The following is a 24,554-nucleotide window of genomic DNA, read 5'->3' as shown; positions in this document are numbered from 1 at the left end:
GTAATTAAAAATGACTATTTACCAGCTTCAGCGATTAGCTTTTTATTTAAAGCGACATAGTCGGGGTTCTTCTGAACTTCCGCCTTCTTCAGCGAGCTTTGTGCTGCCGCAACAGCGCCTTTTTTGTCGCCCTTCTTCAGCAGGATCTTCGCACGCAGGTGCTCAACCCAGTAAGCATCCGGCTGTGCTTTTACAGCTTCGGCTGACCAGTCAGCGGCCTTATTCAGATCCAATCCCTTCTCATAGTAATAGCTCGCTGCCTGGAAATAAGGCTTCTTGTCGCCTTTCATCGCAGTTTCTATGGATGACAGGATCTTCTTGTCGATATCTGCCTTTACTGTGAATCCTACTGCTACATCGTCCCAAAGCAGCTGTATGTCCACAGAATTAGCCGTCTGGTTGGCAAAAAGGATGCTGAAGTTCTCAATCTTAAACGGAAGCTTTTGCGGTGTAGCAGTAAATCTTATCAGGTCGTCAGATTGCTGATACCCGATTGATCCCCATAAAGAAAGCTTCTTGCTTAAAATGAAGGTCCATGTATTTGCTGTCGGGATGCTGTAAAGGGCATACTCCCCTGCAGGTACAGGCTTGCCGTCGATGCTCACGTCTTCACCGAACTTGATCTTTGTAGGAGAATTCGCTCCTGTGCGCCATATTTGTCCGTAAGGAACGAGGTCCCCAAATATTACCCGTCCTTTTACTGCCGGTCTGGAATAGCTCAACGAGATGCTGGATAAAGCAAATTCCTGAGTAACTGTTTGAGCCGGACTGGCTGAAGGGAGTTTCACATCCTGGGCCTGAAGGTTGCCGGATAGCACTATACCCGCAACGGCAACAGCCAGAACTCTTCGTAGATTTTTCATAATGTCGTATATATTTAACAAATTAAAGGATAAATTAAGAAAGTTCCTTTTCTAAGGCCCATTTGTAAGATGCTTAAAACATTTGTTACACTTTTATCTGTCCTTGCGACGTTGCCGGGCTTCAGTCAGAAAACAGATCGTATCAGCGTTAATAATCCGGGCGCAAGCCGCAGGAACGCCATCATTACCTTCCCCTATACACCAGCTTCGGGCACGGCAAACCTCTGTCTTACTGATTTACGTAGTCGGAAGAGTTATCCTCTGCAGATTCTTCCTACAGGCGAGGCCGTGAGCATTATCGACATAGATGCGGGCGAAAGGCGTATTTTCCATATAAAAGCTGCCGCAACGCAGGCTTCCAAAGCCGAAATAGTAGAGGAGGAAAAGCAGGTCAGGGTGCTCCTAAACGGAAAGCTGATCATAGGGTTTCAAACCGGCAGAGGAGATCTTCCCGAGGGAGTCGAGCCCATTTATCGCCGCGGCGGATACATACATCCGGTATTGTCGCCCTCGGGACTGCAGATCACGGACGATTATCCCCAGGATCATAAACATCATCATGGTGTTTGGGCTGCCTGGACCAAGACGAGCTTCCAGGGAAGAAACCCCGACTTCTGGAACATGGCCCAAAACAAGGGCGCAGTGGAGTTCCGGGCCTTAGATCATGTGCAGGCAGGGCCTGTGCTGGCCTACCTTGCTGCAAAAAACAGCTACATGGACAAGACCATCCTTCCACACGTCGAGGCCTTAAAAGAAGACTTCATCGTTCGCGCATACAATATCAACGGTAGCCAAAAGCGATTCTATGTTTTTGATATTGAATTACAACAGCGCTGCGCAACACAGGATCCGCTGATACTGCTTAACCATATCTATGGAGGGATCGCATTCCGCGGAAACGGAGCCTGGAACGGCAAAGAGCATGCACAATTCCTGACTTCTGGAGGAAAGGACAGGGAGAGTGGAAATGCGACAAATGCTGACTGGATCAGGGTGAGCGGACAAGTTGCCGGCAAGCTTACAGGTCTCACCATACTCAGCCATCCCTCTAATTTCAGAGCCCCGCAGCCACTTCGCATCCATCCGAAAGAACCTTACATCAGCTTTGCCCCTTCGCAGGCAGGCGAATTCCGCATTCAACCAGGAGAAGTTTATACCGCCAGATACCGCTTCATCGTGTACGATGGCGAGGCGGATACCGGCTTTATCCAGGGCATGTGGAAGGACTACAGTCAACCTCTTAAAGTTGAATTCAACCTAAACCATGATTAGAACCACCTCACTCTTATGCGCTGCCACACTGCTGTTTACCACCGCCTTTTCTCAAACAAAGCGGGTTGCAGAATATGGAATCAAGATAGGCGTTCTTCCTTCAGGCAAACTGAACGCGATAACTGATGTTGCAGGCGTCAAAGTGGGCCAACGCACACTGATAAGCGGCGACGATGTCAGAACAGGCGTGACGGCGATCCTGCCGCACGACGGAAACATCTTCCAAAGCAAAGTTCCCGCTGCCGTGTATGTGGGCAACGGCTTTGGAAAGCTCGCGGGAAGCACCCAGATCACCGAACTCGGATATATGGAAACGCCCGTGGTCCTCACCAATACTCTCAACGTCTCTACAGCAATGGAGGCCGTAATCACACATACGCTCAATCAGCCCGGAAACGAAGACATCCAATCTGTCAATGCAGTAGTAGGCGAAACGAACGACGGCTATCTGAACGATATAAGGGGGCGGCACGTGAAGGTTGAAGATGTCCTCTACGCGATAAAGAACGCAGATTCCTCGCTGCCAAAAGAGGGAAACGCAGGAGCCGGTACCGGCACCATGTGCTTCGGCTTTAAAGGCGGGATCGGAACGGCCTCGCGGAAGCTTCCTCCCGCGCTGGGCGGTTATACCGTGGGCGTTTTGGTTCAAACAAACTTTGGAGGGGTGCTGCAGGTTGCCGGCGCAAATATCGGCAAAGACCTGGGGGTATTTTCCTTCAGCGATAAGCTGCTTAATAATGTAGATGGCTCCTGTATGATCGTGGTGGCAACCGATGCTCCTCTGGACAGCAGAAATTTACAGCGGCTGGCTAAACGTGCATTTATGGGTCTGGCCAAAACAGGAGGCATTGCATCTAACGGAAGTGGTGATTATGTTATCGCCTTCTCAACAGCCGAAGAAATGCGGGTGCCCCACAATGGGAAAGCATCCCTGCAGGAAAACAGCACGGTTCCAAACGATCTAAGCTCCCCCTTGTTCATGGCTGCTATCGAAGCAACGGAAGAAGCAATACTCAACTCCCTGTTTAAAGCGGCGAGTGTTACGGGGAGAGACGGCCATAAAGCAGAGGCATTACCATCGTCGAAGGTGCTGCCCCTGCTTAAAAAGTACGGGATTATTACAAAAAACTAAGTCAGCCCTGTTTCTGCTGCCACGCGTTCCACAAAGGCCTTCTGCAGGCGACGGGTAAGCGGACCGGCTTCTGCTGCGGTATAAACCTCTTTATCGCCCATCGTAGCCGACGTTACAGCCGTCACTTGCACGGTTGTGCCCGTCAGGAAGATCTCATCCATTGACGTGATGTCATTCACGTGCAGAGCCTGTTCGCTTACCGTAAGCGACAGCTCCTGACAAAGGCTGATGACGACCTTCCTCGTAACACCCGGGAGAATATGATGGTCTTCAGGATGCGTGTACAATACGCCGTCTTTCACAAAGAAAACGGAGGTATGTGAACCCTCGGTTACATAACCGTCCCGGGCGAGAAGATTCTCTGCCACTCCCCTTTTATGCGCCTCATTATTAGCAAGTACATTCGCCATCAGCGATATCGACTTGATATCACATCTGTGCCAACGGCGGTCTTCGGTCACAATGACGCTGGCTTTTTTCTCCTCAAATCCCTTAAGAGTTATCGGATAGGCATACAACAAAACACCCGGTTGTACATCCTCAGGGAAGAAATGCGTACGTGGTGCTACTCCTCTGGTTACCTGGATATAGATGGCCGCATCGGAGTTCTGCAAACCCGACCTCCCGATCGCTTCCAGTATCAGCGGCTTCAACTCCTCCACATCGAAATCTATCCCCACCGTTTTCAGTCCGTTCTGAAAACGCTCCAGATGCCCTCCCACCGCAAAGGGCTTGCCTTCATAGACCGGAATTACCTCGTAGATACCATCACCGAGCAGGTATCCGCGATCAAATACAGAAACAAATGCTTTATCGTGAGCCGACCATGCGCCGTTCAGATAAACTTCTTTGGGGAAAGACTTTTTCATACATGCAATATCCCAAAAAACCTGAATATACCGGATCTTAAATGGACACCTGTTGCAAAAAAATGCACAAACGCGGCACATCTGCAAATTTTCCTTTGTTATTTACGAAATCCTTCGTACTATTACATACGAAAATATTCGTACTATATCATGAACATCAAACCAACTGATAGTGAACTCGATATACTGCAGGTCCTTTGGGAACTGAAAAGTGCCACTGTAAGGGAGGTGAACGACACCTTGTCAAAGAACAAAGAGAAGGAAGTTGGTTATACCACCACCCTCAAACTGATGCAGATTATGCATGAAAAAGGTATGGTTGAACGCGACATCAGCTCACGCACGCATATTTACAGGGCAGTGGTCAGTCAAAAAGATACGCAGGTAAACCTCGTCAGTAAGATCATCGACACCGTATTCAACGGATCGCCCGCCCAGCTTGTCATGCAGGCGCTGAACAGTAAAAGGTCTTCTCCTAAAGAGATTGAGCTCATCAGGAAGTATCTGGAACAAATGGAAAAATAGTAGATTATGGAAACCTCTGCATTTATCGAAGCTTTAACTGAGACGCTGATTATATCAACAGCTCAGGCCTTTGCAATTGTGCTTTTTTTCAGGGTGATGTTTAGTGCAGTGCCCGAAATACCATCTGCAATCAAATACAGGCTGTGGTATTCATCCTTAATACTGATCTTCGGCTTGTTCATCTATACCCTCTCCTCGATGTACGGCCAGAAGATACATCAGGATACAATCTCAGGAACTGTCCCGATCTTACAGCAGGAAAATCACCGGGTCTCCTGGCTGACCACGCTGGAATCGTGGAAGCTGAAATATGCAGGCTTCATCGCCTCTTTTTATTTCGCCGGCGTCGGTATACAATTCCTGTCACTTACTTTTGCATGGTTCAGGGCCAGGTCGCTCGGCCAGGCAGAGCCCTTACTGCATGACCCCGTCTGGATGATGAAGCTGGATACGCTGTGCGAAAAATTGCAGATCGCGAAAAAGATCAGTCTCCATATCTCTGAAAGAATCACCGTGCCGGTTACAGCAGGGTTCATCAAGCCCGTTATCTTGCTGCCGGTGGCGATGGTTAGTCGTCTCAGTCCTGAGCAGGTGGAGTCCATCCTCTTACATGAACTGGCTCATATCAAAAGGAACGATTATATCTGGAATATCGGGCAGAAGGTTATCGAGAGCATCCTGTTCTTCAATCCTTTCGTATGGTTGATCGCCGGGGAAATTCATAAAGAGCGCGAGTACTGCTGTGATGAAATCGTAGTGAGCAAAACCTCCGATCCCATGACCTATGCCAAAGCACTTCTGCAGCTCGAAGTACAGGTAAAATGCAACGAACTTACCATGGCAGCGAGCGGAATGGATAAATATCCGCTTCTCGAACGTATCAAGCGTATCTCGGGACTGAAAAATCCAGATCCTGCTCCAAGAACCGGTCTAATCGTACTGGCTACGATCCTTTGTATCGGCTTGTCCCTGGCTGTTGCGCTGCCCCAGCATGAAGGAGTTAAAATGGACCTGGATGCTAAACAAAACGCCAGCAAATCACGGGTTTCTACCGAGGTGAAATCTCAGGAGATCAGCACCGTGGTAGACAGCCCTGACGAAGGCAGACCTGTGCTATCCAGATTTATTGTTAAAGCCCCACTCCGGAAGGATACTGTTTCCGGGGAGCCTGCTGAAATAAAGTTACACAAAGAGGCTATTCACATACATGCGGCGGAAGTTCGCAAGATTGCCTTAGAGCAAGCCAAGCATCAGGAAATGATAAAGAAGCACGCGGAGGAAATACGGAAGCACTTCGAAAGTAAAGAGTGGAAAGAGATGCAGAAGGAGCTTGTTGAACACAGCGTGGCCATGTCTAAGGCCGCTGTAGCTGCAGCAAAGATAAGTGAGGTTCCACCAGTTCCTCCTGTTGAGGCAGAAGTACCCGCATATCCGGACAAGCTGAACCGAAAATTGGAAAAACTCCAACGCAAGCTGGAAAGTGCCGAATGGCAGGAGAAACAAATGGAACTGCACAGGAAGATTTCTGAGTTCACCCGGAAGGTTACTTCTGTCGACTGGGACAAGAAAGGTCACGAAATTGAGAAGCAGGTCGAAGCCCTTGTTGAAGGCTTCGATCCGTCTTCTACCATCAAGTACTAATCTTGTGCCGCAGCCCTCTCCACACCCGCTATATCAAATTTTTTCATCTTCATGAAGGCTTCGGTCACCCTTGCTGCGGTAGCCGGATCCTTCATGAGTGTATTTAGAACGGAAGGCACTACCTGCCAGGAAACTCCGAAAGCATCGCGACACCAGCCACAGTCCTCCTCTGTTCCCCCCTCTGTGAGATTGAGCCAGTAAAAGTCTATCTCCTCCTGCGTTTCGCAGGTGATCACAAAGCTCACACCAGCATCGAAACTGAAATCGTGATTGAAAGAACTTTCCATGGCACCCATGCGGTAACCGTTCAGAAAGTACTGCGAATACTTGATATGGCCTTCTGTATCGTGCTCGCCTTTTTCATAGCGGGAGATAAGGCCTATTGATGAGTTTGGGAACAATGAAGTATAAAAATTAATGGCTCGTTCAGCATTGCCGTTTTGCTCGCCTACAAACATGAGGGACGGAAATACATCCGGTTTCTCATCCCCTTCTTTTCCGAGGGACAGCTGCCAGGATACGCCGTACCTGTCTTGTACCCAGCCATATTTATCACTCCAGGGGTAGCTGTCCAGCTGCATCAAAGAATGGCCGCCTTCCATCAGCTTTTCCCAGGCTCTGTTGATCTCTTCCTCGGAACTACAGATGACAAAAAACGAGATGGAGGGATTAGGTCTGTACACCGGACCGCCATTCAGCGCCATGAAAGGTTTATCCTTGATCCGAAACCTACACAAAAGAGGTGAGCACATTTCCATGCTCGTATCCGAAAAAGCCTCGCAATAGAGCTTTACTGCTTCCTCGGCTTTATTATCAAACCAAATACAGGGATAAATTGAGCTTTGCATAAAAGTATTTCTTAGAGATGTATCATTCTTACTTGGTGGGGAAGTTCGGGTCTGCTTTAATCTCGTCGATCTGCAGCGTATGTCTTGCCGTATGCCCGGCGATAAATAAGAACGACTGGAACGCGTCAACCGGTCCGAATGGAGAGTCACTGATGTGGTTGCGCAGGTCCGCCTCATTAACGTTAGCCAGATAATCGAAAATCACCTTTCTGTCGTTCTTGAGTGCAGCCAGCGCCTCGTCTGCTTTATTCAGCAGGTTCTTTCCCGTTAGGTCATCAGTAGCCTTGGCCTTATGAGACCTGTCGTTTATGCCCTGTATAATCTCCTCATCGCTTACCTTCACTTCTGAACGCCGGGCCGGAGTAGCGGGACTCTCCATCGCCTGTTTTGCATAGCCGAACAGCGTCTTTTCTGTTGCGACGATATGCTCCAGGCATTGGCCAACCGACCATTTGTCTGCTGCAGGCTTAAAATGCAGCTGAGCAGCACTCAGGTTCCCGGTGCTCTTTGTCAGGGCGTCTAAGGTCTTCTGATAATAATCAAGAAGGTACTTTTTGTTGTTTAACTTCGCGGGGGCTTCTTGACTTTGCGCGAAGCTTTGCGTGCCGACAGAACCCAGGATCAGGAGCATAGTCAGCAATTGGGATAGAGAACGTCTCATAATACAAGCTAGTTATTTGCGTAATTGATCATCCAACAGGTGCCGAACTTATCTTTAAAGGAGCCGAAATAGTCGCCCCAGAACATATCCGCCAGAGGCATTTCAATGGTTCCTCCTGCAGATAAGCCATTGAATATTCGCTCCGCTTCTTCTCTGCTGTCCGGGGAAACTGAAATGTAATTATTATTGCCATTCGTGAGCACATGCCCCTGTGATTTAATGCAGTCGGATGCCATGAGGAACTGCCCGTCGCCTACAGGTATAGCGACATGCAACGCCAGGTTCTTCTCCTCTTCCGTCAGGTTTTCCATACCGGGTGCTTCGCCCATTCTCTGGATATACAGCTCGCCGCCGAATACCGCATTATAGAACCTGAATACTTCTTCAGCATTTCCATCGAAATTTAAATAGGGATTGAGTTTCATGATGTTGATTTTAGAATTTTTATAGTTTTAGTTTATACCAAAACTAGTTTAGTTTTAAATCAATCCACTTGCCATAAGGCAAGAAAGAAACTCAGCCTTCCCGCACAAGCTCTTTTCTGATCCGACTGAGTGAAGTGTCCGTGATCCCAAGAAAACTGGCGATGAACTTCAAGGGAGACTGCAGCAGGATCTGCGGATGTTTAGTCCGCAGTGCGATATACCGCTGACTGGCGGAATCGGCGACCATGGAGATCGTACGTTGCTTAAGTTCGAATAAACTGGCCGACATCCAGGATCGCCCCCATTCGTTAAATCCTCTGATCGAGTGATAAAGAACCTGGAAGTCCTCCAGGTTGATAACAGCGCATTCGCAGTCGGTCAGCGCCTGAAAGTATTCGACCCCTGGTACGCGGTTAAATAATGAAACCACGTCTATCGCCAGTTCATTCTCTCCTATAAAACCTGTGGTAATGTCATTCCCATCGTAATCGTAGACATAGGAACGGATTAACCCCTTTTCAATACAGAAATACCGGTTCGCTATTTCTCCCTTTTTAAACAGGAAGTCGCCCTTTTTGATCTGAGTCCTCCGGTGCGCGTTCAGTATAGCTGACATATCGTCCTGGGACAGCAAGGGATGATGGTAAATGGTTTTTAAGGCGGACATCATGTTGAATTTGAATCTGACAAAAGCAGGCCGGGCCTGATGCGTATGCACCAATTTACACAATTCATCGACAAAAGACAATGTAGCGAGTGCACATGGGTCGCACCTTGTGCCAATAAATCCGCATCATATTTCATGAGACGACCTCTTATCGATGAACCTATTGGGGAGACAGAAGCGGATTGGCTCGTTTACAAAACTGTATAGCCAATCCCCAGGGATCACGCATCATCACCAGATGAGATCCGTCGTCAAGTACATCGTCTGAAATACTCGTTGCCCCGGCATCCTCCAGACGCTTCTTATCTGCCGCAGGATCTGCGGAAACAAAAGCAATATGCATGACGAGGGGATGCATTGTCCGGTAATCCGGAACCTGGTCCGCGGGATTTGTATAAATCTCGATCATCATCTGCCCACTGTCGTCGGCCAGGAAGGTCATAAAGGGAGCCTGCTCTTGCTGCTTTACTACTACAAGGCCTAAATGTTGTACATACCATTCTGTCATCCCACGGGGATCACTTACATTAATCGCAAAGTGTTCAAATTTCATACGTTATTTTAAGGTTCACTGAGGTTTAGCTCAGCGTTTTTTTAAAGAAGTCGAGCGTACGACTCCAGGCCAGCTCTGCCGCTGCCTTATCGTACCGCGGTGTGGTATCATTATGGAAGCCATGGTTTACCTGCGGGTACATGAAGGCCTCATACGTCTTCTTGTTTTCCTTCAAAGCAGCCTCATAGGCAGGCCAGCCTTCGTTAACCCGCGTGTCGAGCTCTGCATAGTGAAGCTGAAGCGGCGCCTTGATCTTCGGAACGTCAGCCAGGTCCGGCTGACCGCCGTAGAACGGCACCGCTGCGGCGAGTTCGGGAATACGTACAGCCATCATATTGGATATCCATCCTCCGATGCAGAAACCCACTACTCCCACTTTGCCATTGCAGCTTTTGTGGTTCTTCAGGTAATCGTAGGCCGCTATAAAATCTTCCAGCATCTCATCTCTGTTCCTCTTGCTTTGGAGATTCCTGCCGTCATCATCATTTCCGGGGTAGCCTCCAAGCGGAGTCAAGGCGTCCGGAGCGAGAGATACGAATCCGGCAAGAGCGGCCCTGCGGGCAACGTCTTCAATGTGCGGATTCAAGCCCCTGTTTTCATGAACCACAATGATCCCGCCGAGCTTCTCCTTTGAGCCAGCCGGAGTGGATAATAGTCCCTTTATGTCGCCGCCGCCTTTTGGCGAATTGTAAGTAATATAATCTGAGCTCAGGCGGCTATCACCCGCTTTTACCTGGATGGCGTCAATGTAATCCGGGGAAAGGAAGCTCATCAGCGAGGTGACGGTAAGTCCTCCTACTGCAAAAACGGACAGTCGCTGCACGAAGTCGCGACGGTTCAAACGGTTATGTGCATAGTCGTCATACAGGTCGAATACCTCCTGTTTGATGTCTTCTTTTTTGATTTCTTTCATGGTGAGGCGTGATTAATGTAGCTTAGCTAATAAAAATACATTTTTAAACGGGAGTATCGATGAATGATGATTATTTATGTCATAAGCTGGTCCGATCTCTTAACTTTGCGCCGCAACATACCTGAATGGCCATGCATAACGGCCTTCAACAAATCCATTTTTAATTATCGTGACACGATTCTGGAAATTCTACCTTGCCTCTTATCAGGGGCTCACGCAACCGGTTTGGATGCTCTCGCTCATTATGCTGATCAACAGAAGCGGTGCGATGGTCATTCCTTTTCTGGGTGTGTATATGACGCGGGCACTTCAGTTCAGCCTGACGGAGACAGGTACTGTACTGAGTTGCTTCGGCATAGGCGCCATGTGTGGCTCATGGGTGGGCGGCTGGCTAAGTGATCGCTTTGATCATTTCTACATTCAACTGCTCAGCTTGCTGCTCTGTGTCCCGATATTCTGCCTTCTCCCTTTGCTGAAAGAACCACTATTGCTCTCGGCGGGAGTTTTTACTCTCAGCCTGATATCGGAGACGTTCAGACCCGCTAACTCGGTGGCGCTTGCGCACTATACGAAACCAGAGAACATCACAAAAGCTTTTTCCCTCAACCGTATGGCCGTGAACCTCGGATTCTCGGTAGGACCCGCTCTCGGGGGCTTTCTTGCGGCGTTTTCTTACAACCTGCTTTTCTTTGGAAATGCACTTAGCTGCGCTATTGCAGCCCTGGTTTTCTTCTTCTATTTCAGAAGCCGAAAAGGCGAGCAACACGAAACAAGAAATTCGCGGGCAGCGCATTCAGAACTTAAAGGAATATCTCCATGGAAAGATGGGTACTTTCTGGTGTTCACGCTATTATGCTGTTTCTATGCGATCTGCTTTTTTCAGCTGCTGAGTACCTTGCCGCTGTTTTACCGGGAAGCACATCGGCTGAATGAGTGGAGCATCGGGCTCATACTTGGATTTAGCGGACTGGTTGTCTTCCTCCTCGAGATGCTATTGGTGCATATCGCTGAAAAAAGGCTGAGCACGACTGCTGTGATCGTCACCGGCACTGTTCTATGCGGGTTGTCTTTTCTAATGTTGCTGATCCCGGGGGGACAAATTGTGTTGTACGCTTCGATCTTTGTGCTCTGTATATCGGAGATTCTGGCAATGCCGTTTATGTCGACCGTTGCGATGCAGCGTTCAACCGCTGACACCCGGGGTGCCTATATGGGAATGAACTCCCTGGCATTTTCTGTGGCTTATGTTTTGTCGCCTTACCTGGGAACTCGCATCGCGCATAACTGGGGCTTTGACATTCTGTGGTTGCTTACGGGACTTGTGATCTGCCTGACAGCTCCCGGATTCAGCTGGGTGATCAGGCGAATGAAAATGTAAGCGGCTCTAATCCTTGATGCGTTTCGTGATTTCCTCCACAGGCATATTCTGCATTCTTCCTGCGACTTCGTCGCCCCGATAAGTAATCACGCGAAGCAAAGTAGCGTCTTTGGGTATGGAAAGCGGCTTTTCGTAACGCGGATAGAATCGGTCGGGATAGGAATTGTCAAAGCTGTAATGTATAGAGAGTCCTTCGACTTCGGTAGACAGCGTAACGAGCGGTTCAGACTGGGCCGATTTTCTTACAGTGAAAATCGGATCATACACACTCGGCGCGTATTTCGTCTGCCGTAGATCCAGCCTTTTGAAATGATCTTCCACGCGGTGAAAGAACTCAGGCCAGTTCTTAGTCGTGTCGGCGGACCATAGTGCTTCTGCAACAGCAAACCCTCTTGGCCAGGTCATGTACTCGGCGTGACGAATGTTATAGACATTCTCAGTCCAGAGGTTCGCCTGTCCGCCCAGAATGTACGCGGCGTCAGATCCTGCTGGAACAGGATTAAACTGATAGGTTTTACTCAGACGCACTTCTTTATAAACCGGAGGTTCGATGATCGCATCTCCTTGCCTAAGATCCAAGTAGTTATGGCCGATAGGCGCTAAGACCACCGCATGTTTCAGCCGGGATGCCTCAACAGCTTTCTCCGGATTGTGCCACACCATGACGGCAGCATCCTGAGGAAGGCCATTATCCAGGATCTCGTCCCAGCCCATGAACTTCTTCCCACGTTTCTCTACCAGGCTTTTTACCCGCTTTGCGAAGTATCCCTGTACCTGATGCATGTCTTTCAAGCCCTCTCTGGCCATCAGCTCTTTCACGGCTTCGCTTTTCTCCCAGTAGTTAGTCGATGTTTCGTCGCCGCCCATGTGTATATAGCTGAATGGAAAAAGCGGGACGACTTCTTCAAGAACATCGTCTATAAAGCTATAAACGGATTCATTAGCGGGGCAAAGGTTATTATCATAGATGGCCTGAGGTAACTTACCACCTGCCGACCAGTCCATGATCCGTTCCCCTGAACGCACACGGTAATTGACTGCCTCCGGGGTGCAGGATAGCTCGGGATAAGCAACTACAGCAGCCAGGCTATGGCCCGGAACGTCGATCTCCGGAAGAATATCAACAAACCTTTCTTTGGCATACTGAACCAGTTCCCGGATATCGTCCTGCGTATAAAAACCACCATAGTCGTTTGCAGCGTCTGCTGCAGGTGGGCTAAAGGTACCAAAGTTGCCCTCTCTTCCAGGCCTCCAGGCACCTACGGCCGTAAGCTTGGGATACTTTTTGATTTCAATACGCCAGCCCTCATTGTCTGTCAGATGCAGGTGAAGCAGGTTATACTTATAGCGAACCATCGCGTCAATGTATTGCTTTACCTCGTCCTTTGTAAAGAAGTGGCGGGCAACATCAAACATCAGTCCTCTCCAGGGAAGTCGGGGGAAATCAAGGATCTCCACACAGGGTAGTGTCCAGTCGGCAGTTTGCACCACGTTCTCTGCTTCAATCTCTTTCGGGAACAGCTGCAATACGGTTTGTACCCCGTAAAAGAGCCCGGCGGCGTGGTTAGCCTTAATGGTGACGAAACGAGGGGTAACAAGGAGTCTGTACCCCTCATTACCCAACTGAGTTTCTTGTTTGTGCAGGATTTCAAACCTGATTGATGCCTTCTTTGAAGTATGATTAAGCAGGCTTACTTTCCTTCCGGTAGCAGCACCAATCCTGGTTTTCAAAAATACAGCCGCAGCTTCACTTTGCTTAGCGCTGTTTGAACTTATCAATACGTGCTGCGGCAGCTCGAAGCTTCCCTTGTTTAGCTCCAGGGATACTGGTTTAGGAAGAATAGCGAACTGAGGCGTTTGAGCTTCAGCCACATTCAGAACAGTCCACAGAAGAATAACAGAGAGAAAACCGAGGCGCTTCATCACATAAATTGATTGACGTATTGAACTTTATTAAAGCCTTGATCAGATCAGTTGAATTTCCGGCTGCGGCTCGAGTGTTTTATACACCTGGAAGAGCGCACGAGGCACATGAAAACAACCCTTCCATTTACCGCCCTTCAAATTCAGAAGAACCTCACCGCGCCTGTTCAGATAACCGAACCATTCGCCATGTTCCGGATCCTTGAAGTGATTCCAGGTATAGTCATGTAATTTCAGGAACCACTCTTTTGCGGCCTCATTACCTGTTAATGACCAGGCTTTAGCCATGCATACCAGAGCTTCCACGTGTACCCACCAAAGCTTCTGATCCCATTCCAGCTGCTGCGGCGGATTGCCCTTGCAGTCGAGGAAATAGAAAATACCGCCATACTGCTCGTCCCAGCCATATTCTAGCGCCTTTAAAGCAATATCGATACTCTTGTTTATTAAAGCCTGGTCGTTTAAACGAACACCAAGGTCCATCATAAACCACATGGCCTCGATAGTGTGGCCCGGGTTCAGCAAGCGTCCTTCGAAGCTATCGGAGAATGATCCGTCGAGGTTAACATTCTCATAGATGATACCGCTTTCAGGCTGATAGAATACGTTCATCACCTCATTGATTACATCCTGAATCAGACCTTCTACCAATGATTTGTCCAGCAGGTGTTCTAACTCGATGGATAGATTGCTCAGGATCATAGGCAGGGAGAAGTTCCGCAGGTCGCGTGTACCAGGGTAAATCTTATTGTATGCGCCTTTCGTATTGTTCCTTCTTCTGAGGATATTTTCAAAGGTCTGCTTGGCGATCTCTCCAAACTCATCTTTCTTTGTTGCCTCATACAGAGCGCCAAAGCCCATTGTAGCGAAACAATCAGAAAAGATATTGTAAGGCTGCACCAGAGGTTTGCCTTGTTGGTTGAGAGAGAAGTACCAGTTACCCTCGCTGTCTCTGCCATATTTTTTCATAAAGTCTGCACCGTGCAGAGCCATATCCAACCATTCCTGCTTCGCTTCCAGTTTATTGTACAGGGTTGCAAACATCCATACCTCACGGCCTTGCAGCCACATAAACTTGTCTGTGTCGAATACCTTACCATCACGTCCCAGACAGGTGAAGTAGCCACCATGCGTTTCATCTTTCGAATGCTTCATCCAGAACGGAATTACATTCCCTAGCAGTTCCTCCCTGTAAATTTCACTAAGCTTGTTCATATATCAATCTCAAAAAGTCAGTCCTTTCAGGTACTCCTGATACCTGTTGTATAAATGTCCTGCCTGCAGATAAGCTGACTGAGGACTCATAAAATGTGAAAACTCAAATGTTATCGCCTTATCGTAGCCGGCTGCGGCTGCGGCCTCCAGCTTCAGGCGTAACTTGTCGAATTTAATCGGCAAAAACTTAATGGGCATATCGCGATCAAACGACTCCACGTTAGTCCAGCACTCCAAGCCGAAGCGGTCGGCCAGTTTTTTGTTTACTTCGAAGAAGGCAGGCAGCTCGTCATAGTCGATGTGCCCGTCCTGGAACGCCACCGCATCGATAGCTCCGGAGATGCCTTCAAAGATCTCGCCCCATTCATCTTCGTGTTCCTTAACCGATATGGCATCTGCCTTACTCAGCTGTGAAGAAGAAGCCATGACTGCCTTTTTGCCGTCGATCCAAGGGGAAATCAGCGTTGGCAGACCGTTGCTGATGCCTTTGCATTGCATCCCGAGGGTTCTGAACGCTTCCGTTGCCCCCTTTGTTTTTCTGCTTATTTCTGTGCTTACATACCAGCCTCCGAAGCTTTTATAGTGGCCGTACTTCTGCCATACTTCATCTACCACATAGCGGTTGGCGTCGATCTCATGCTGAAGATTCCCTGTATCCCAATAAATGCCGCTGTCATAAAGCCCGAAGTAAAACTTCATAGCGTATTTATCTGCAAGGCGTAGGAAAAGATCAACCAGATCCGTCGATGGCCTGTAGCAGCCGTAATGGTCCATCAGGTATTGCGATGGGTAAGTAATAAACTTCCTGTACCCACTGCGGATCATGATAACCGTGTCGATACCTATGCTCCTCATATGAGCAAAGTCCTGATCCCACTCCTTTTCTCCCCAATTCTGATGCGGAATATCGTGTGAGATTTCGTCTATAAACGTTCCTGTTATTTTCATAAAACTTTCTTGCGCTTTAGGAATGCAACCCAGTTAATATAAGCTGCCGGTTTCAGGTGAATACCGTCCGGGGTGTATTCAGATTTGAGCACACCATTTTCGTCCTGAAACAGCGGACATATATCAATATAGGTTATCTTTTCATCTTTGGCCAGCTGCTTTAGCTTGGCGTTCAGCTGAGGCACCAGTACATTTCGGCCCTTGGTATAAGGCTCGGTTGTCATGGCCTCGTTTATCGGCAATGCGCTCTCCAGATAGATCTTTGTCTTTGGCGACAAGGCTTTAATCTTCCTGATGATGCGGAGGTAGTTGTAGATGCTGACCTCATGAGGCAGCTTTCTGAACTGGTCGTTAATGCCATCCATCAGAAAAACCGCTTTCGGCTTGCCTTTCAATGCCTCCTCTATTCTGGCGAGTATGCCGAAAGAATTATCGCCGCCAATTCCTCTGTTTACAACAGGATATTTGCTGCCGGAGAGTATTTCCTGCCACTCGCCCCGTTCGGTTATACTATTACCCAGAAATACGATCGCATTTTTAACGGGCGGCATATTATTAAAATATTCCATGCGCTGTACGTAGTACCAGTTGGCGTAAGCGCTGTCGATCTTAACACTCTGTGCGTTTGCCGAGGCTGCCAATAACAGCAGCATGGCGGTTGTTGATATAAACTTATTCATCAGGTTGAGGCTAATCCAGTAAATTCAATTTCTTCAGGTGATTGGCCCACAAGATATAAGAGGCCTGGCGCAAGTGAAGGCCATCAATGGAAAGCTCCTTGCGCAGGCTTCCCTCCTGGTCTTCCAAAGCCGGATGCAGATCAACATAAGTCGCGCCTGTCTGTCTGCACAGGGTCTCCAGGCTGCTATTCAACTCATTAATCCTGGCATTGTTGATCTTGTCATAGGATGCGGGCAGCATCGCCTCATTAACGGGCAAAAGGCTTTGTATGAAGAGACGGGTTTTAGGCGACTCCCTCTTTACCCGCGTCGCGATCTTAGCGATGTTAGCGAGGATGACCTCGTTTGGTGTTCCCCGCTTCATGTCGTTAATACCACAAAGCAGAAAAATTTTCGAAGGTCTCGAACTTAATACCTCATCCAGCCTTGCCCATATTCCGTAGGTTACATCACCACTGATGCCCCGGTTGATTACATTCTTTTTGGAGACAAGTTCCTGCCATTTACCACCTTCAGTCAAACTGTTACCCAGAAACACGATCTCGTGCTTCTTATTAGGCATCTTTCTAAAAAAATCAAGCCTGGCGCTATAGTGACTGTTCAGATAGGTACTGTCCACCGTAGTTTGTTGTGCATTGGCAGTGCTGCAAAATATAGCAATACAGCCCACCAAGGCTCTTTGATATAAAGCGTTCATCTTTTTATAGTTTATACTGTCGCAGAATCGTTCTCGATTTCCTCAGGCGTTTTTAACGGAACCAGCCAGGTGACAATAAATGCCGGGATTGTTGCAATAAGCACCCAGATGAAGAATTCCTTATAGCCAAGCATATCGCTGAGCAATCCGCTGATCATTGAAGGAATCATGAAGCCCAGATTCATCAGTCCGCTTCCAAAAGCATAATGCGCCATCTTGTATTTGCCGGGCGCAATGTTCTGCATCATAAACAAGATCAGGCCAACAAAGCCATAACCATAACCCAGATATTCAATCGCTACTGCTGCTGCGATCACATACAAGTTTGTCGGCATAAAAATGGCGAGGAACGCATATGCTGCAAAAGGAAAATTAAAGAAGGCACACAGAATGAACAGGGTACGTCTCGTAAGACCTTTATTGGACACATAATAGCCCGCCAGGATGGATCCCAAAACGAATGCAATGGATCCGAAGACACCATATAGCAAACCAATTTCAGAAGTGCTTAGTCCGAGTCCTCCGCTTTCACGAGAGGCCTTAAAGAACAAAGGAACGATCTTGATAGCTTGTCCTTCTGCAAAGCGATAGAAAACAATAAAGCACAGGCTGGCCCAGATGTGTTTCTTCTGAAAGAAGGTGATGATAACATCTTTTAACGTGGCAAAGCCTTCCCTCACCGAAGAAGTGGTCTTTACCTGACTGCTGGAAGGCAGCGCCCTCATGTTATAGAGGCCAAGTAAAACCATGATGATCCCGTAAATAAACATCACGACCATCCAGGCACTCGGTATACCGATTTCCTTTTCCAACTGACCAGCCAGATAAACCAGCGCACCACCCGAGAACACTTTGGCCACATTGTAGAAGGCACCCTGCCATCCTACAAACTTCGCCTGCAGTTTCGGAGTAAGCTCGTTCAGGTATACACCGTCTGCCGCCGTATCGTGAGTGGCACCGCTGATCGCGATGATTGTCAGCATCGCGATGGAGAAGCTGAAGAAATGATCCAGTTGCAGGGTCAAGGCCAATAGCCCGAACACCAGACCGGTAAAGATCTGGGTGGTATAAACGAAGAATTTCTTCGTTTTATACATCTCTAGGAATGGTCCCCACAAAGGCTTTAAGGTCCAGGGTAACATAATCAAAGATGTCCATAAGGCGATCTGCGTATCGCTGATGCCCATGTTTTTGTACATAATAGAACTCGCACCCGACAGGGCAACGAAGGGAAGCCCCATGGCGAACCATGTTGAAGGAATCCAGCGAATTGGATTGGGAATCTTTTTTTCAGCTTGTATCAACGTGTGTAGGAATTAGTTATTTTACAGTAATGTTCAATTCTCTAACAACCTCTTTGTCTCCATGGCTATTTGCGTTTCTGGCAACAAAGGTAACCTTGTAGTGGCCGGGCATGCTGAAAGCATGCTTATACTCAGCGGGAGTCTTCGCAAGGAAGGCTTTAACCAGTGTTCCCTTGTCTGGATTGACGAGGCTTGGCTGAAAGGGCGCAGAGATCGCCCAGTCCAAAGATGGGCTAGTGTTGCCTGGTGCGAAGAAAACAAAAGGCGCAGTGCTTGCAATTGTCCATTTGTTCGCTTTGTTTTTTATATCAACACTGATCCAGCCGCCCGTTCTGGCTGTTGCTACTGTAGAAACTCCACCATCCGCATTAACCGTTTCTAAATTGAAATCGTAAACTCTCCATGTACGGCCGCCAAGTGCCGTAGTCGCACTCGTGTCACTTTTGTACTTAAAAGCAAAATATAAAGGCTTGTCCTTCTTAACGAATTCCGATAAATCAACCGGACCGGATAAAGTAGTAACGGTTGTACTACCGCCTGCAGGCGTTGGAGACAACGTGAATTTACTTGTAATATCCGTCCATTGTTCCTCCTTTATACCATTAGGAGTATAGCTGCCTTCGAAATCGTTCGAGCAAAGTATGCTGAAATTGTTGGTCTGTGCTCCATATAGAACCCGGGTACCAAGAGTTAAACGCAACTTCAGATCTTCAACATTCGTACGGTCTCTAAACCGGTATTCCTTTCCCAGTTCGCCAGAGTAAAATGTGATGACGTCAGCATCGCCATGGAAATGGAATGCCAGAGAATCATTTACCGCTATCTCTGTATGTGCAACGCTTACGTCAAACGAAGGAGCCTCAGGCTCGTCCTTGCCGCAAGATGCTAAAGCAAAAAAGGCGAGAGCTATAGTAGAATAAAATATTTTTTTCATAAACAATGTTCTATAAAGTATAAGCCTACCATCCGTTATTTTGACGAGCCTCTTTGTTTAAGAGCATCTCTCTTGAAGGGACGGCTAAAACTGTATCCCTGGCTGAAATATTATTACCGTGTCTTGCTGCATAAGAATAAGCGGAAGGCGCTGTAATTAAGATATCATTTGCTACGTTCTTCATCGCAGAAACATAGTCTCCCCAACGTACCAGATCGAAACGCCTTAATGCCTCATAACCCAACTCCAAATTCCGTTCCTTACGTATAGCCTGACGGAAAGCCTCCTGACCCGATACTTGTTCAGCCGGGAGATCAGAAACAAGGCTTGACTTTGATGTAAGAACCACTCTTGCCGTAGCGCCCGAACCCATATCCTGCGAACTGATGACTACTGAGGGTGCAGATGTATAGCCAGAACCGATATTGGTCAGCATAATGGACGCCACCTTGCCGCCCGAAATCGCTGCGGTAGCCTCTGCGCCAATCCCGCCGCCTCCAACGATTTCCACCTTAGGGGCAATTGTATAGCTGGATCCGCCTCCATTTGCAGGAACCTCAATGTACTTGATCGATTCGCCTGAACTTAGTTTTCCATATGCCCTTCTTCTTACCAGATTAACATACTCAATGGCCTCCTGTCTGGGACCATTGATTTCGTTATCTGCCTCTGCGTACATCAATAGAACATCCGAATATCTCAAAAGAGGGAAGTTGATTGTAGACGAACCATTAAATCGGGTCTCAACTTTCTCGTATTCCCGACGCCATTTCGCGTCAAATCTATTGTAGACAGAGCTAACTCCGTAGTTAATCTTAGCACGGCTTGTTGCATCGTAATAATAGGTTCCGATTGTCCAATCCCGTCTCATATCTGGCGAATGGCTGATTTGCACTCCGTTTACAGTCAGAAGATCTGCTTTAAATTGTCTGAAATAGTAATCTGTTGTATGCTTGGCACCGTAGCTATACCCGTAAGGTTCAGCATTTGCAGAGATTCCGTTGATGACTCCCACAGAGCCTTCCTCTGCCTGAGATTCATTATAGCGGTTGAATTCCACCTCCCAAATCGTTTCTTTGATATCATACGTTCCGTTACACATTCTGATGAATACATCCCGGTAATCAGGATTCAAGACATGGAATTTAGAGTCAATCACCTTTCCAGCCCACTTGACGACTTCAGGATACCGGGAAGCATCCCTTAACGGTGCTCCTGCCATCTTTAGATTTACTCTTGCGAGTATGCCCCATACCACGGGTTGGGTCACCCGGCTTCCATACGCATAAGTACCGGCAGGCTCCACCAACTCGGCTGCCTTTTCCATATCTGCGACGATCTGCGCATAGACCTCTTTGTAGGAAGTCCGTTTCAGGTTGACGTCATTTACTGCAGATGTTGCAGTGAGTCGCAGGGGAACGTCTCCCCAATAGTTCGTGAGCAGAAAATAATAGTAGCCGCGCAGAAACAAAGCCTGGCCCTCAATGGCCTTTTTGCGAGTTGCATCCATCTGTACCCTTGGAAGGTTCTCCAGAAGCACATTCGCGCGGTTGATGGCATTATATAGTGCTACCCAGAGATCTGTTACATCCGGATCAGAAGGGTTATAGTTAAACAAAGCTACATTCTGCGTCCAGTTCGAAAGTGCCACAAAGCTGTCGTCTGCGATATCGAGTTCAAAAAACAGCTTTCGACCATACGTGCTGTTTTTACCCAGGGGATCATATACACCGGCGAGGGCTACTTCTGCTTCCGCCGCTGTATTGAAATAGCCTTTAGGAGACAAGGTATCCTTAGGAGTGGTATCTAAAAACTTTTCACATGAACTGAAAAGTAACGTAGATATAGCGAGCATTAAGAATGTCTTTTTCATATTATATCTTTCCTCCACTAAAATGATGTAGTTAGTCCAAATGTGATTGTTCTGGCTCTTGGGTATGCCGAGAAGTCGAATCCGGGAGTAAGTGCCGAGTTCCGTACAGAGACCTCGGGATCATACCCGGAATAGCCTGTGAAAGTGTACAGGTTTTGCGCCGATACATATACCCTGGCCGAGGATACTTTTATCCGGTTCAGCAGTTCTTTAGGCAGGCTATATCCAAGGGAAACAGTTTTAAGTCTTAAGAATGAACCATCTTCTACAATGCGGGTCGAATAAGCTTTGAGACCAGCTCCTTTGATCGCTTGTACGCCTGGAATGTCTGAATCTTGGTTTTCTGCTGACCATCTGTTCACGTAACTCTCATATTGGTTATATCCATACTTGTAGGCAGACTCAAACATGATCCTGTTAGCGTTGTAAATGTCGTTTCCGTATGACCACTGCAGGAAAATACCGAGGTCGAAACCTTTGTAAGTGAAGTTATTGGAAAAACCACCGGTGTGCTTAGGGTTAGGATTGCCGATGACGGTCTTGTCATCCTCATTGATGATCAAATCACCATTCAGATCCCTGTATTTCACATCGCCCGGTTGTACCGAGCCGCGCGAAGCGTTGTTGGCAGTTATATTATTCTTCAGCGTATACGTATTGCCTACCTTGATGAAGTCTTCATACTGATACACGCCATCATATATCAAACCATAGAACTGCGAAATCGGTTGATCGATCATCGCCACGTAGCCATAGACGTTCTGCCAATCCTGTCCCCAGTTCTGAGCAGAAACGATGTAGTTCTGATTGTCTGACAATGCCAATACTTTATTTCTGTTAAAAGCAATGTTGAATGAGGATGTCCAGTTGAAATCCTTCTTCACGATCGGACTGTAGGATAGACTGATCTCTAAACCCTTATTACCGACCTTTCCGATATTTCTGACAGAACGGTAATAGCCGGTGTTGGGCGACATGTCTGCATTCAGCAGAAGATCGGTAGTACGTTTATCGTAAACATCAACTTCGATGTTCAGCTTGTCTTTGAATAATCCCAGATTGTACCCCAGATCCAGCTGACGTGTGGATTCCCATCTGAGATCAGGATTCCCAATCCCCACGTTAATCAGACCATTCTGATAGCCGCCACCAAATGTATATCCCGGATTGTTGTTAGCGGCGTTTCCAGCGTCCGGGTTTGAGGTCGACAATGCGGAATAAGAGGCATAATTGCTTACCGCATTATTACCCGTCACCCCCCAGGAAAACCTTAATTTAGAAGTCGAAATAAACTGCAGGTTCTTCATGAAAGCTTCTTTATCCATCTGCCATGCAAGGGCCGCCGATGGAAAATAGCCCCACTTATTCTTTCCTTGAAATCTCGAAGACCCGTCAGAACGCATCGTGGTAGTGAACAGGTAGCGATCGGAAAGTTTATAATTAACACGACCAAAGAAAGATGCCATCGTCCAGTCAGAAGAGTACGAGGTAATATTATTCGCTTCTCCTTCATCTAAACCATTGAGACCTAATCCAGCGTTAGGGAGATTAATAGCATAAGCACCAAACGCAGAGCTCTCTCCTCGTTCAGCAGTGAAACCACCCAATAGATCAAAATAGTGGTTTTTATTAATGCGTTTGCTGTAGCTAAGTGTATTGGTATTCTGCCACCCGACACTGTTGTTAAACGTCTTCGATCCGCTTACCGAATTGTTAGATAAGAACCCTGCCCTCGAGAATGGCCCGTTGAACAGATCGTACTGCCGGGTGCCTCGGTTAATGCCTCCCGAAATCTTCAGTTTCAATGCCTTAGTGAAGCTATACTCCGCAAAGGCATTGGCAACAAGGTTATTACCGAAGTTCTCTCTAAGCTCGTTCTTCGCCGTTAGCACGGGGTTGAATGTATTATTGCTTCCTTGTTCAACTTCGGGATCGACAGGCGAGTCAATCAGGTTTAGAGTGGAATCCACAGCTACAGGCCTGAAAGACCAGACGCTGAACAGCATATTCGTCTCATTACTGTAGCCGCTGGAAGAAGTTGGGCTTCCATAGTTCTTGACGTATGAATAGGTGGAGCTAATCCCAACCTTCAGCTTGTCATTTACCTCCTGGTCTAAAACCAGCTTACCCATCATTCTTTCAAATCCAGAATTAATTAAAACGCCGTCTTGACCAGTGTAGGATAAAGAAGCAGAATACTTGGTCTTCTCTGTACCTCCTGCCATATTCAGGTAATGGTTCTGCATCGGAGCAACTCGGGTAACCTGGTCTTCCCAGTTAATGCCACTCACATTCCGGTAATCTTCAAGGGTCTTTCCATTCTTGAAATAGAGTGTTTTAGTACGAATGGAGTCGATTTCGAACTGGAGTTTAACGAAATCATAGGGATTCATGGAGGACACCCTTCGATTGTTCTCCTGGAAACCATAATAGGCGTTATAGGAAATGACCGGCTTGCCTAGTTTCCCTCTCTTTGTGGTAACCATGATCACACCGTTTGCACCTCGCGCCCCGTATATGGCGGTCGCCGATGCATCTTTTAATACGTCAATGGATTCGATGTCATTTGGATCGATTGTAGAAAGAGGATTTACGGGAAAGTCTGAAGCGCTTTCAAATGGAAATCCATCGATCACAAAAAGAGGATAGTTGCTTTGCGTGATCGAGTTGTTCCCCCGTATAGTAATGTTAATATTAGATCCGGGTTGCCCTTCAGATGACGTTACCTGTACTCCTGCAACACGCCCTGCCAGAGCCTCGTCGAACGTTTTCACCGGAGCTTTTTGCAGATCCTCAATACTAACCCTTCCTACTGCGCCAGTAAGGTCTTTGCGTTTAACCGTGCCATACCCGACAACGACGGCCTCTTCCATCAACATGGAAGATTCGCTAAGTACAATGTTTAATGTTTCCTGACCGATAACTGTCACCGCCTTTTCTTCAAATCCTATGTATCTGAACAAAAGCGTGTTTTGCCCTGCACCAAGATTTAGCTGGAATCTACCCTGGGCATCTGTAGCTGTGCCTTTCTGAGTTCCTTTTACCTGCACAGAAACACCCACGAGTGCTTCCCCCCGCATGTCGGAAACTTTTCCTTTAATTATTCGATTCTGGGAATATGCCGATACTGAAAAGCAAAACAATAACATAGAAACGATTATTGCCCGGCACACAGATAGACCATTCGACTTGATACTTCTATACTTCATACAGAATAGGTTTAGGTATACTAA

22 protein-coding genes are annotated in these 24,554 nt (G+C 47.5%); 5 read left to right on the top strand and 17 right to left on the bottom strand.

Annotated elements, in window-relative coordinates; all coding sequences use genetic code 11:
* Positions 1-14: 14 nt before the first annotated feature.
* Positions 15-863: a DUF2911 domain-containing protein gene (locus tag ACO1NU_RS03420; RefSeq protein ID WP_448817058.1), complete on the bottom strand. Its 849-nt coding sequence runs from the start codon at positions 861-863 to the stop codon at positions 15-17.
* A 69-nt stretch (positions 864-932) separates the two neighbouring features.
* On the opposite strand from ACO1NU_RS03420, the gene ACO1NU_RS03415 reads away from it, so the two are divergent.
* Together ACO1NU_RS03415 and ACO1NU_RS03410 are read left to right on the top strand one after the other, a co-directional pair.
* A complete protein-coding gene (locus tag ACO1NU_RS03415; protein WP_448817057.1) occupies positions 933-2,135 on the top strand; it encodes a DUF6807 domain-containing protein in 1,203 nt (400 codons plus the stop codon).
* Positions 2,128-3,267, top strand: a complete 1,140-nt coding sequence (locus tag ACO1NU_RS03410) for a DmpA family aminopeptidase (RefSeq protein WP_448817056.1) — start codon at positions 2,128-2,130, stop codon at positions 3,265-3,267. Before ACO1NU_RS03415 ends, ACO1NU_RS03410 begins: the two co-directional genes overlap by 8 nt.
* Here ACO1NU_RS03410 and ACO1NU_RS03405 read toward each other — a convergent pair.
* The gene (locus ACO1NU_RS03405; RefSeq protein ID WP_448817055.1) at positions 3,264-4,136 is read right to left on the bottom strand and encodes an aminotransferase class IV; all 873 of its coding nucleotides are present in this window, start codon (positions 4,134-4,136) and stop codon (positions 3,264-3,266) included. The two genes, ACO1NU_RS03410 and ACO1NU_RS03405, sit on opposite strands and share 4 nt — an antisense overlap.
* Positions 4,137-4,286: 150 nt before the next feature.
* Between ACO1NU_RS03405 and ACO1NU_RS03400 the strand changes: the two genes are divergently transcribed.
* A complete protein-coding gene (locus ACO1NU_RS03400) occupies positions 4,287-4,661 on the top strand; it encodes a BlaI/MecI/CopY family transcriptional regulator (RefSeq protein WP_448817054.1) in 375 nt (124 codons plus the stop codon).
* Positions 4,662-4,667: 6 nt separating this feature from the next.
* The gene (locus ACO1NU_RS03395) at positions 4,668-6,302 is read left to right on the top strand and encodes a M56 family metallopeptidase (protein WP_448817053.1); all 1,635 of its coding nucleotides are present in this window, start codon (positions 4,668-4,670) and stop codon (positions 6,300-6,302) included.
* On the opposite strand, the gene ACO1NU_RS03390 is transcribed toward ACO1NU_RS03395, so the two are convergent.
* The 6 genes from ACO1NU_RS03390 to ACO1NU_RS03365 form a co-directional block, all read right to left on the bottom strand.
* On the bottom strand, positions 6,299-7,150 hold the full coding sequence (locus tag ACO1NU_RS03390) for a VOC family protein (RefSeq protein ID WP_448817052.1): 852 nt from the start codon (positions 7,148-7,150) through the stop codon (positions 6,299-6,301). The two genes, ACO1NU_RS03395 and ACO1NU_RS03390, sit on opposite strands and share 4 nt — an antisense overlap.
* Positions 7,151-7,178: 28 nt before the next feature.
* Positions 7,179-7,811, bottom strand: coding sequence for a DinB family protein (locus ACO1NU_RS03385; RefSeq protein ID WP_448817051.1), 633 nt, complete (start codon positions 7,809-7,811; stop codon positions 7,179-7,181).
* A gap of 8 nt (positions 7,812-7,819) precedes the next feature.
* Entirely contained in the window at positions 7,820-8,236 is a 417-nt protein-coding gene (locus ACO1NU_RS03380) for a VOC family protein (protein WP_448817050.1), read from the bottom strand.
* 91 nt (positions 8,237-8,327) lie between these two features.
* Complete coding sequence (locus tag ACO1NU_RS03375; RefSeq protein WP_448817049.1) at positions 8,328-8,906, bottom strand: Crp/Fnr family transcriptional regulator; 579 nt, start codon at positions 8,904-8,906, stop codon at positions 8,328-8,330.
* A 157-nt stretch (positions 8,907-9,063) separates the two neighbouring features.
* Positions 9,064-9,456: a VOC family protein gene (locus ACO1NU_RS03370; protein ID WP_448817048.1), complete on the bottom strand. Its 393-nt coding sequence runs from the start codon at positions 9,454-9,456 to the stop codon at positions 9,064-9,066.
* Between the two features lie 25 nt (positions 9,457-9,481).
* Positions 9,482-10,369 (bottom strand): dienelactone hydrolase family protein, encoded by an 888-nt coding sequence (locus tag ACO1NU_RS03365; protein ID WP_448817047.1) that lies wholly within the window; start codon positions 10,367-10,369, stop codon positions 9,482-9,484.
* Positions 10,370-10,538: 169 nt separating this feature from the next.
* Here ACO1NU_RS03365 and ACO1NU_RS03360 point away from each other — a divergent pair, with 169 nt between their 5' ends.
* The gene (locus tag ACO1NU_RS03360) at positions 10,539-11,747 is read left to right on the top strand and encodes an MFS transporter (RefSeq protein WP_448817046.1); all 1,209 of its coding nucleotides are present in this window, start codon (positions 10,539-10,541) and stop codon (positions 11,745-11,747) included.
* A 6-nt stretch (positions 11,748-11,753) separates the two neighbouring features.
* On the opposite strand, the gene ACO1NU_RS03355 is transcribed toward ACO1NU_RS03360, so the two are convergent.
* The 9 genes from ACO1NU_RS03355 to ACO1NU_RS03315 form a co-directional block, all read right to left on the bottom strand.
* A complete protein-coding gene (locus tag ACO1NU_RS03355; RefSeq protein ID WP_448817045.1) occupies positions 11,754-13,670 on the bottom strand; it encodes a beta-N-acetylhexosaminidase in 1,917 nt (638 codons plus the stop codon).
* A 42-nt stretch (positions 13,671-13,712) separates the two neighbouring features.
* Positions 13,713-14,885, bottom strand: a complete 1,173-nt coding sequence (locus ACO1NU_RS03350) for an AGE family epimerase/isomerase (protein ID WP_448817044.1) — start codon at positions 14,883-14,885, stop codon at positions 13,713-13,715.
* A 9-nt stretch (positions 14,886-14,894) separates the two neighbouring features.
* Positions 14,895-15,833: a DUF4434 domain-containing protein gene (locus ACO1NU_RS03345; protein WP_448817043.1), complete on the bottom strand. Its 939-nt coding sequence runs from the start codon at positions 15,831-15,833 to the stop codon at positions 14,895-14,897.
* Positions 15,830-16,513: a GDSL-type esterase/lipase family protein gene (locus ACO1NU_RS03340; protein WP_448817042.1), complete on the bottom strand. Its 684-nt coding sequence runs from the start codon at positions 16,511-16,513 to the stop codon at positions 15,830-15,832. The genes ACO1NU_RS03345 and ACO1NU_RS03340 overlap by 4 nt, the downstream gene beginning before the upstream one ends.
* Before the next feature lie 10 nt (positions 16,514-16,523).
* Positions 16,524-17,210, bottom strand: a complete 687-nt coding sequence (locus ACO1NU_RS03335) for a GDSL-type esterase/lipase family protein (RefSeq protein ID WP_448817041.1) — start codon at positions 17,208-17,210, stop codon at positions 16,524-16,526.
* A gap of 11 nt (positions 17,211-17,221) precedes the next feature.
* Complete coding sequence (locus tag ACO1NU_RS03330) at positions 17,222-18,451, bottom strand: MFS transporter (RefSeq protein ID WP_448817040.1); 1,230 nt, start codon at positions 18,449-18,451, stop codon at positions 17,222-17,224.
* A 79-nt stretch (positions 18,452-18,530) separates the two neighbouring features.
* Entirely contained in the window at positions 18,531-19,448 is a 918-nt protein-coding gene (locus tag ACO1NU_RS03325; protein ID WP_448817039.1) for a DUF5017 domain-containing protein, read from the bottom strand.
* A 25-nt stretch (positions 19,449-19,473) separates the two neighbouring features.
* The gene (locus ACO1NU_RS03320; RefSeq protein WP_448817038.1) at positions 19,474-21,321 is read right to left on the bottom strand and encodes a RagB/SusD family nutrient uptake outer membrane protein; all 1,848 of its coding nucleotides are present in this window, start codon (positions 21,319-21,321) and stop codon (positions 19,474-19,476) included.
* 17 nt (positions 21,322-21,338) lie between these two features.
* Positions 21,339-24,530 (bottom strand): SusC/RagA family TonB-linked outer membrane protein, encoded by a 3,192-nt coding sequence (locus tag ACO1NU_RS03315; protein WP_448817037.1) that lies wholly within the window; start codon positions 24,528-24,530, stop codon positions 21,339-21,341.
* Between the last annotated feature and the right edge of the window lie 24 nt (positions 24,531-24,554).

Source organism: Arcticibacter sp., assembly GCF_053551015.1.
The sequence above is the reverse complement of the archived record's forward strand: the minus strand, read 5'-3'. Positions and strand labels throughout refer to the sequence as shown.

Coding starts and splice junctions, on each gene's coding strand:
- ACO1NU_RS03390 (WP_448817052.1), bottom strand. CDS start 7,150: ATGCAAAGCTCAATTTATCCCTGTATTTGGTTTGATAATAAAGCCGAG.
- ACO1NU_RS03335 (WP_448817041.1), bottom strand. CDS start 17,210: ATGAACGCTTTATATCAAAGAGCCTTGGTGGGCTGTATTGCTATATTT.
- ACO1NU_RS03315 (WP_448817037.1), bottom strand. CDS start 24,530: ATGAAGTATAGAAGTATCAAGTCGAATGGTCTATCTGTGTGCCGGGCA.
- ACO1NU_RS03345 (WP_448817043.1), bottom strand. CDS start 15,833: ATGAAAATAACAGGAACGTTTATAGACGAAATCTCACACGATATTCCG.
- ACO1NU_RS03350 (WP_448817044.1), bottom strand. CDS start 14,885: ATGAACAAGCTTAGTGAAATTTACAGGGAGGAACTGCTAGGGAATGTA.
- ACO1NU_RS03380 (WP_448817050.1), bottom strand. CDS start 8,236: ATGAAACTCAATCCCTATTTAAATTTCGATGGAAATGCTGAAGAAGTA.
- ACO1NU_RS03320 (WP_448817038.1), bottom strand. CDS start 21,321: ATGAAAAAGACATTCTTAATGCTCGCTATATCTACGTTACTTTTCAGT.
- ACO1NU_RS03370 (WP_448817048.1), bottom strand. CDS start 9,456: ATGAAATTTGAACACTTTGCGATTAATGTAAGTGATCCCCGTGGGATG.
- ACO1NU_RS03395 (WP_448817053.1), top strand. CDS start 4,668: ATGGAAACCTCTGCATTTATCGAAGCTTTAACTGAGACGCTGATTATA.
- ACO1NU_RS03410 (WP_448817056.1), top strand. CDS start 2,128: ATGATTAGAACCACCTCACTCTTATGCGCTGCCACACTGCTGTTTACC.
- ACO1NU_RS03415 (WP_448817057.1), top strand. CDS start 933: ATGCTTAAAACATTTGTTACACTTTTATCTGTCCTTGCGACGTTGCCG.
- ACO1NU_RS03420 (WP_448817058.1), bottom strand. CDS start 863: ATGAAAAATCTACGAAGAGTTCTGGCTGTTGCCGTTGCGGGTATAGTG.
- ACO1NU_RS03355 (WP_448817045.1), bottom strand. CDS start 13,670: ATGAAGCGCCTCGGTTTTCTCTCTGTTATTCTTCTGTGGACTGTTCTG.
- ACO1NU_RS03385 (WP_448817051.1), bottom strand. CDS start 7,811: ATGAGACGTTCTCTATCCCAATTGCTGACTATGCTCCTGATCCTGGGT.
- ACO1NU_RS03365 (WP_448817047.1), bottom strand. CDS start 10,369: ATGAAAGAAATCAAAAAAGAAGACATCAAACAGGAGGTATTCGACCTG.
- ACO1NU_RS03340 (WP_448817042.1), bottom strand. CDS start 16,513: ATGAATAAGTTTATATCAACAACCGCCATGCTGCTGTTATTGGCAGCC.
- ACO1NU_RS03330 (WP_448817040.1), bottom strand. CDS start 18,451: ATGGGGCTTCCCTTCGTTGCCCTGTCGGGTGCGAGTTCTATTATGTAC.
- ACO1NU_RS03375 (WP_448817049.1), bottom strand. CDS start 8,906: ATGATGTCCGCCTTAAAAACCATTTACCATCATCCCTTGCTGTCCCAG.
- ACO1NU_RS03325 (WP_448817039.1), bottom strand. CDS start 19,448: ATGAAAAAAATATTTTATTCTACTATAGCTCTCGCCTTTTTTGCTTTA.
- ACO1NU_RS03405 (WP_448817055.1), bottom strand. CDS start 4,136: ATGAAAAAGTCTTTCCCCAAAGAAGTTTATCTGAACGGCGCATGGTCG.
- ACO1NU_RS03400 (WP_448817054.1), top strand. CDS start 4,287: ATGAACATCAAACCAACTGATAGTGAACTCGATATACTGCAGGTCCTT.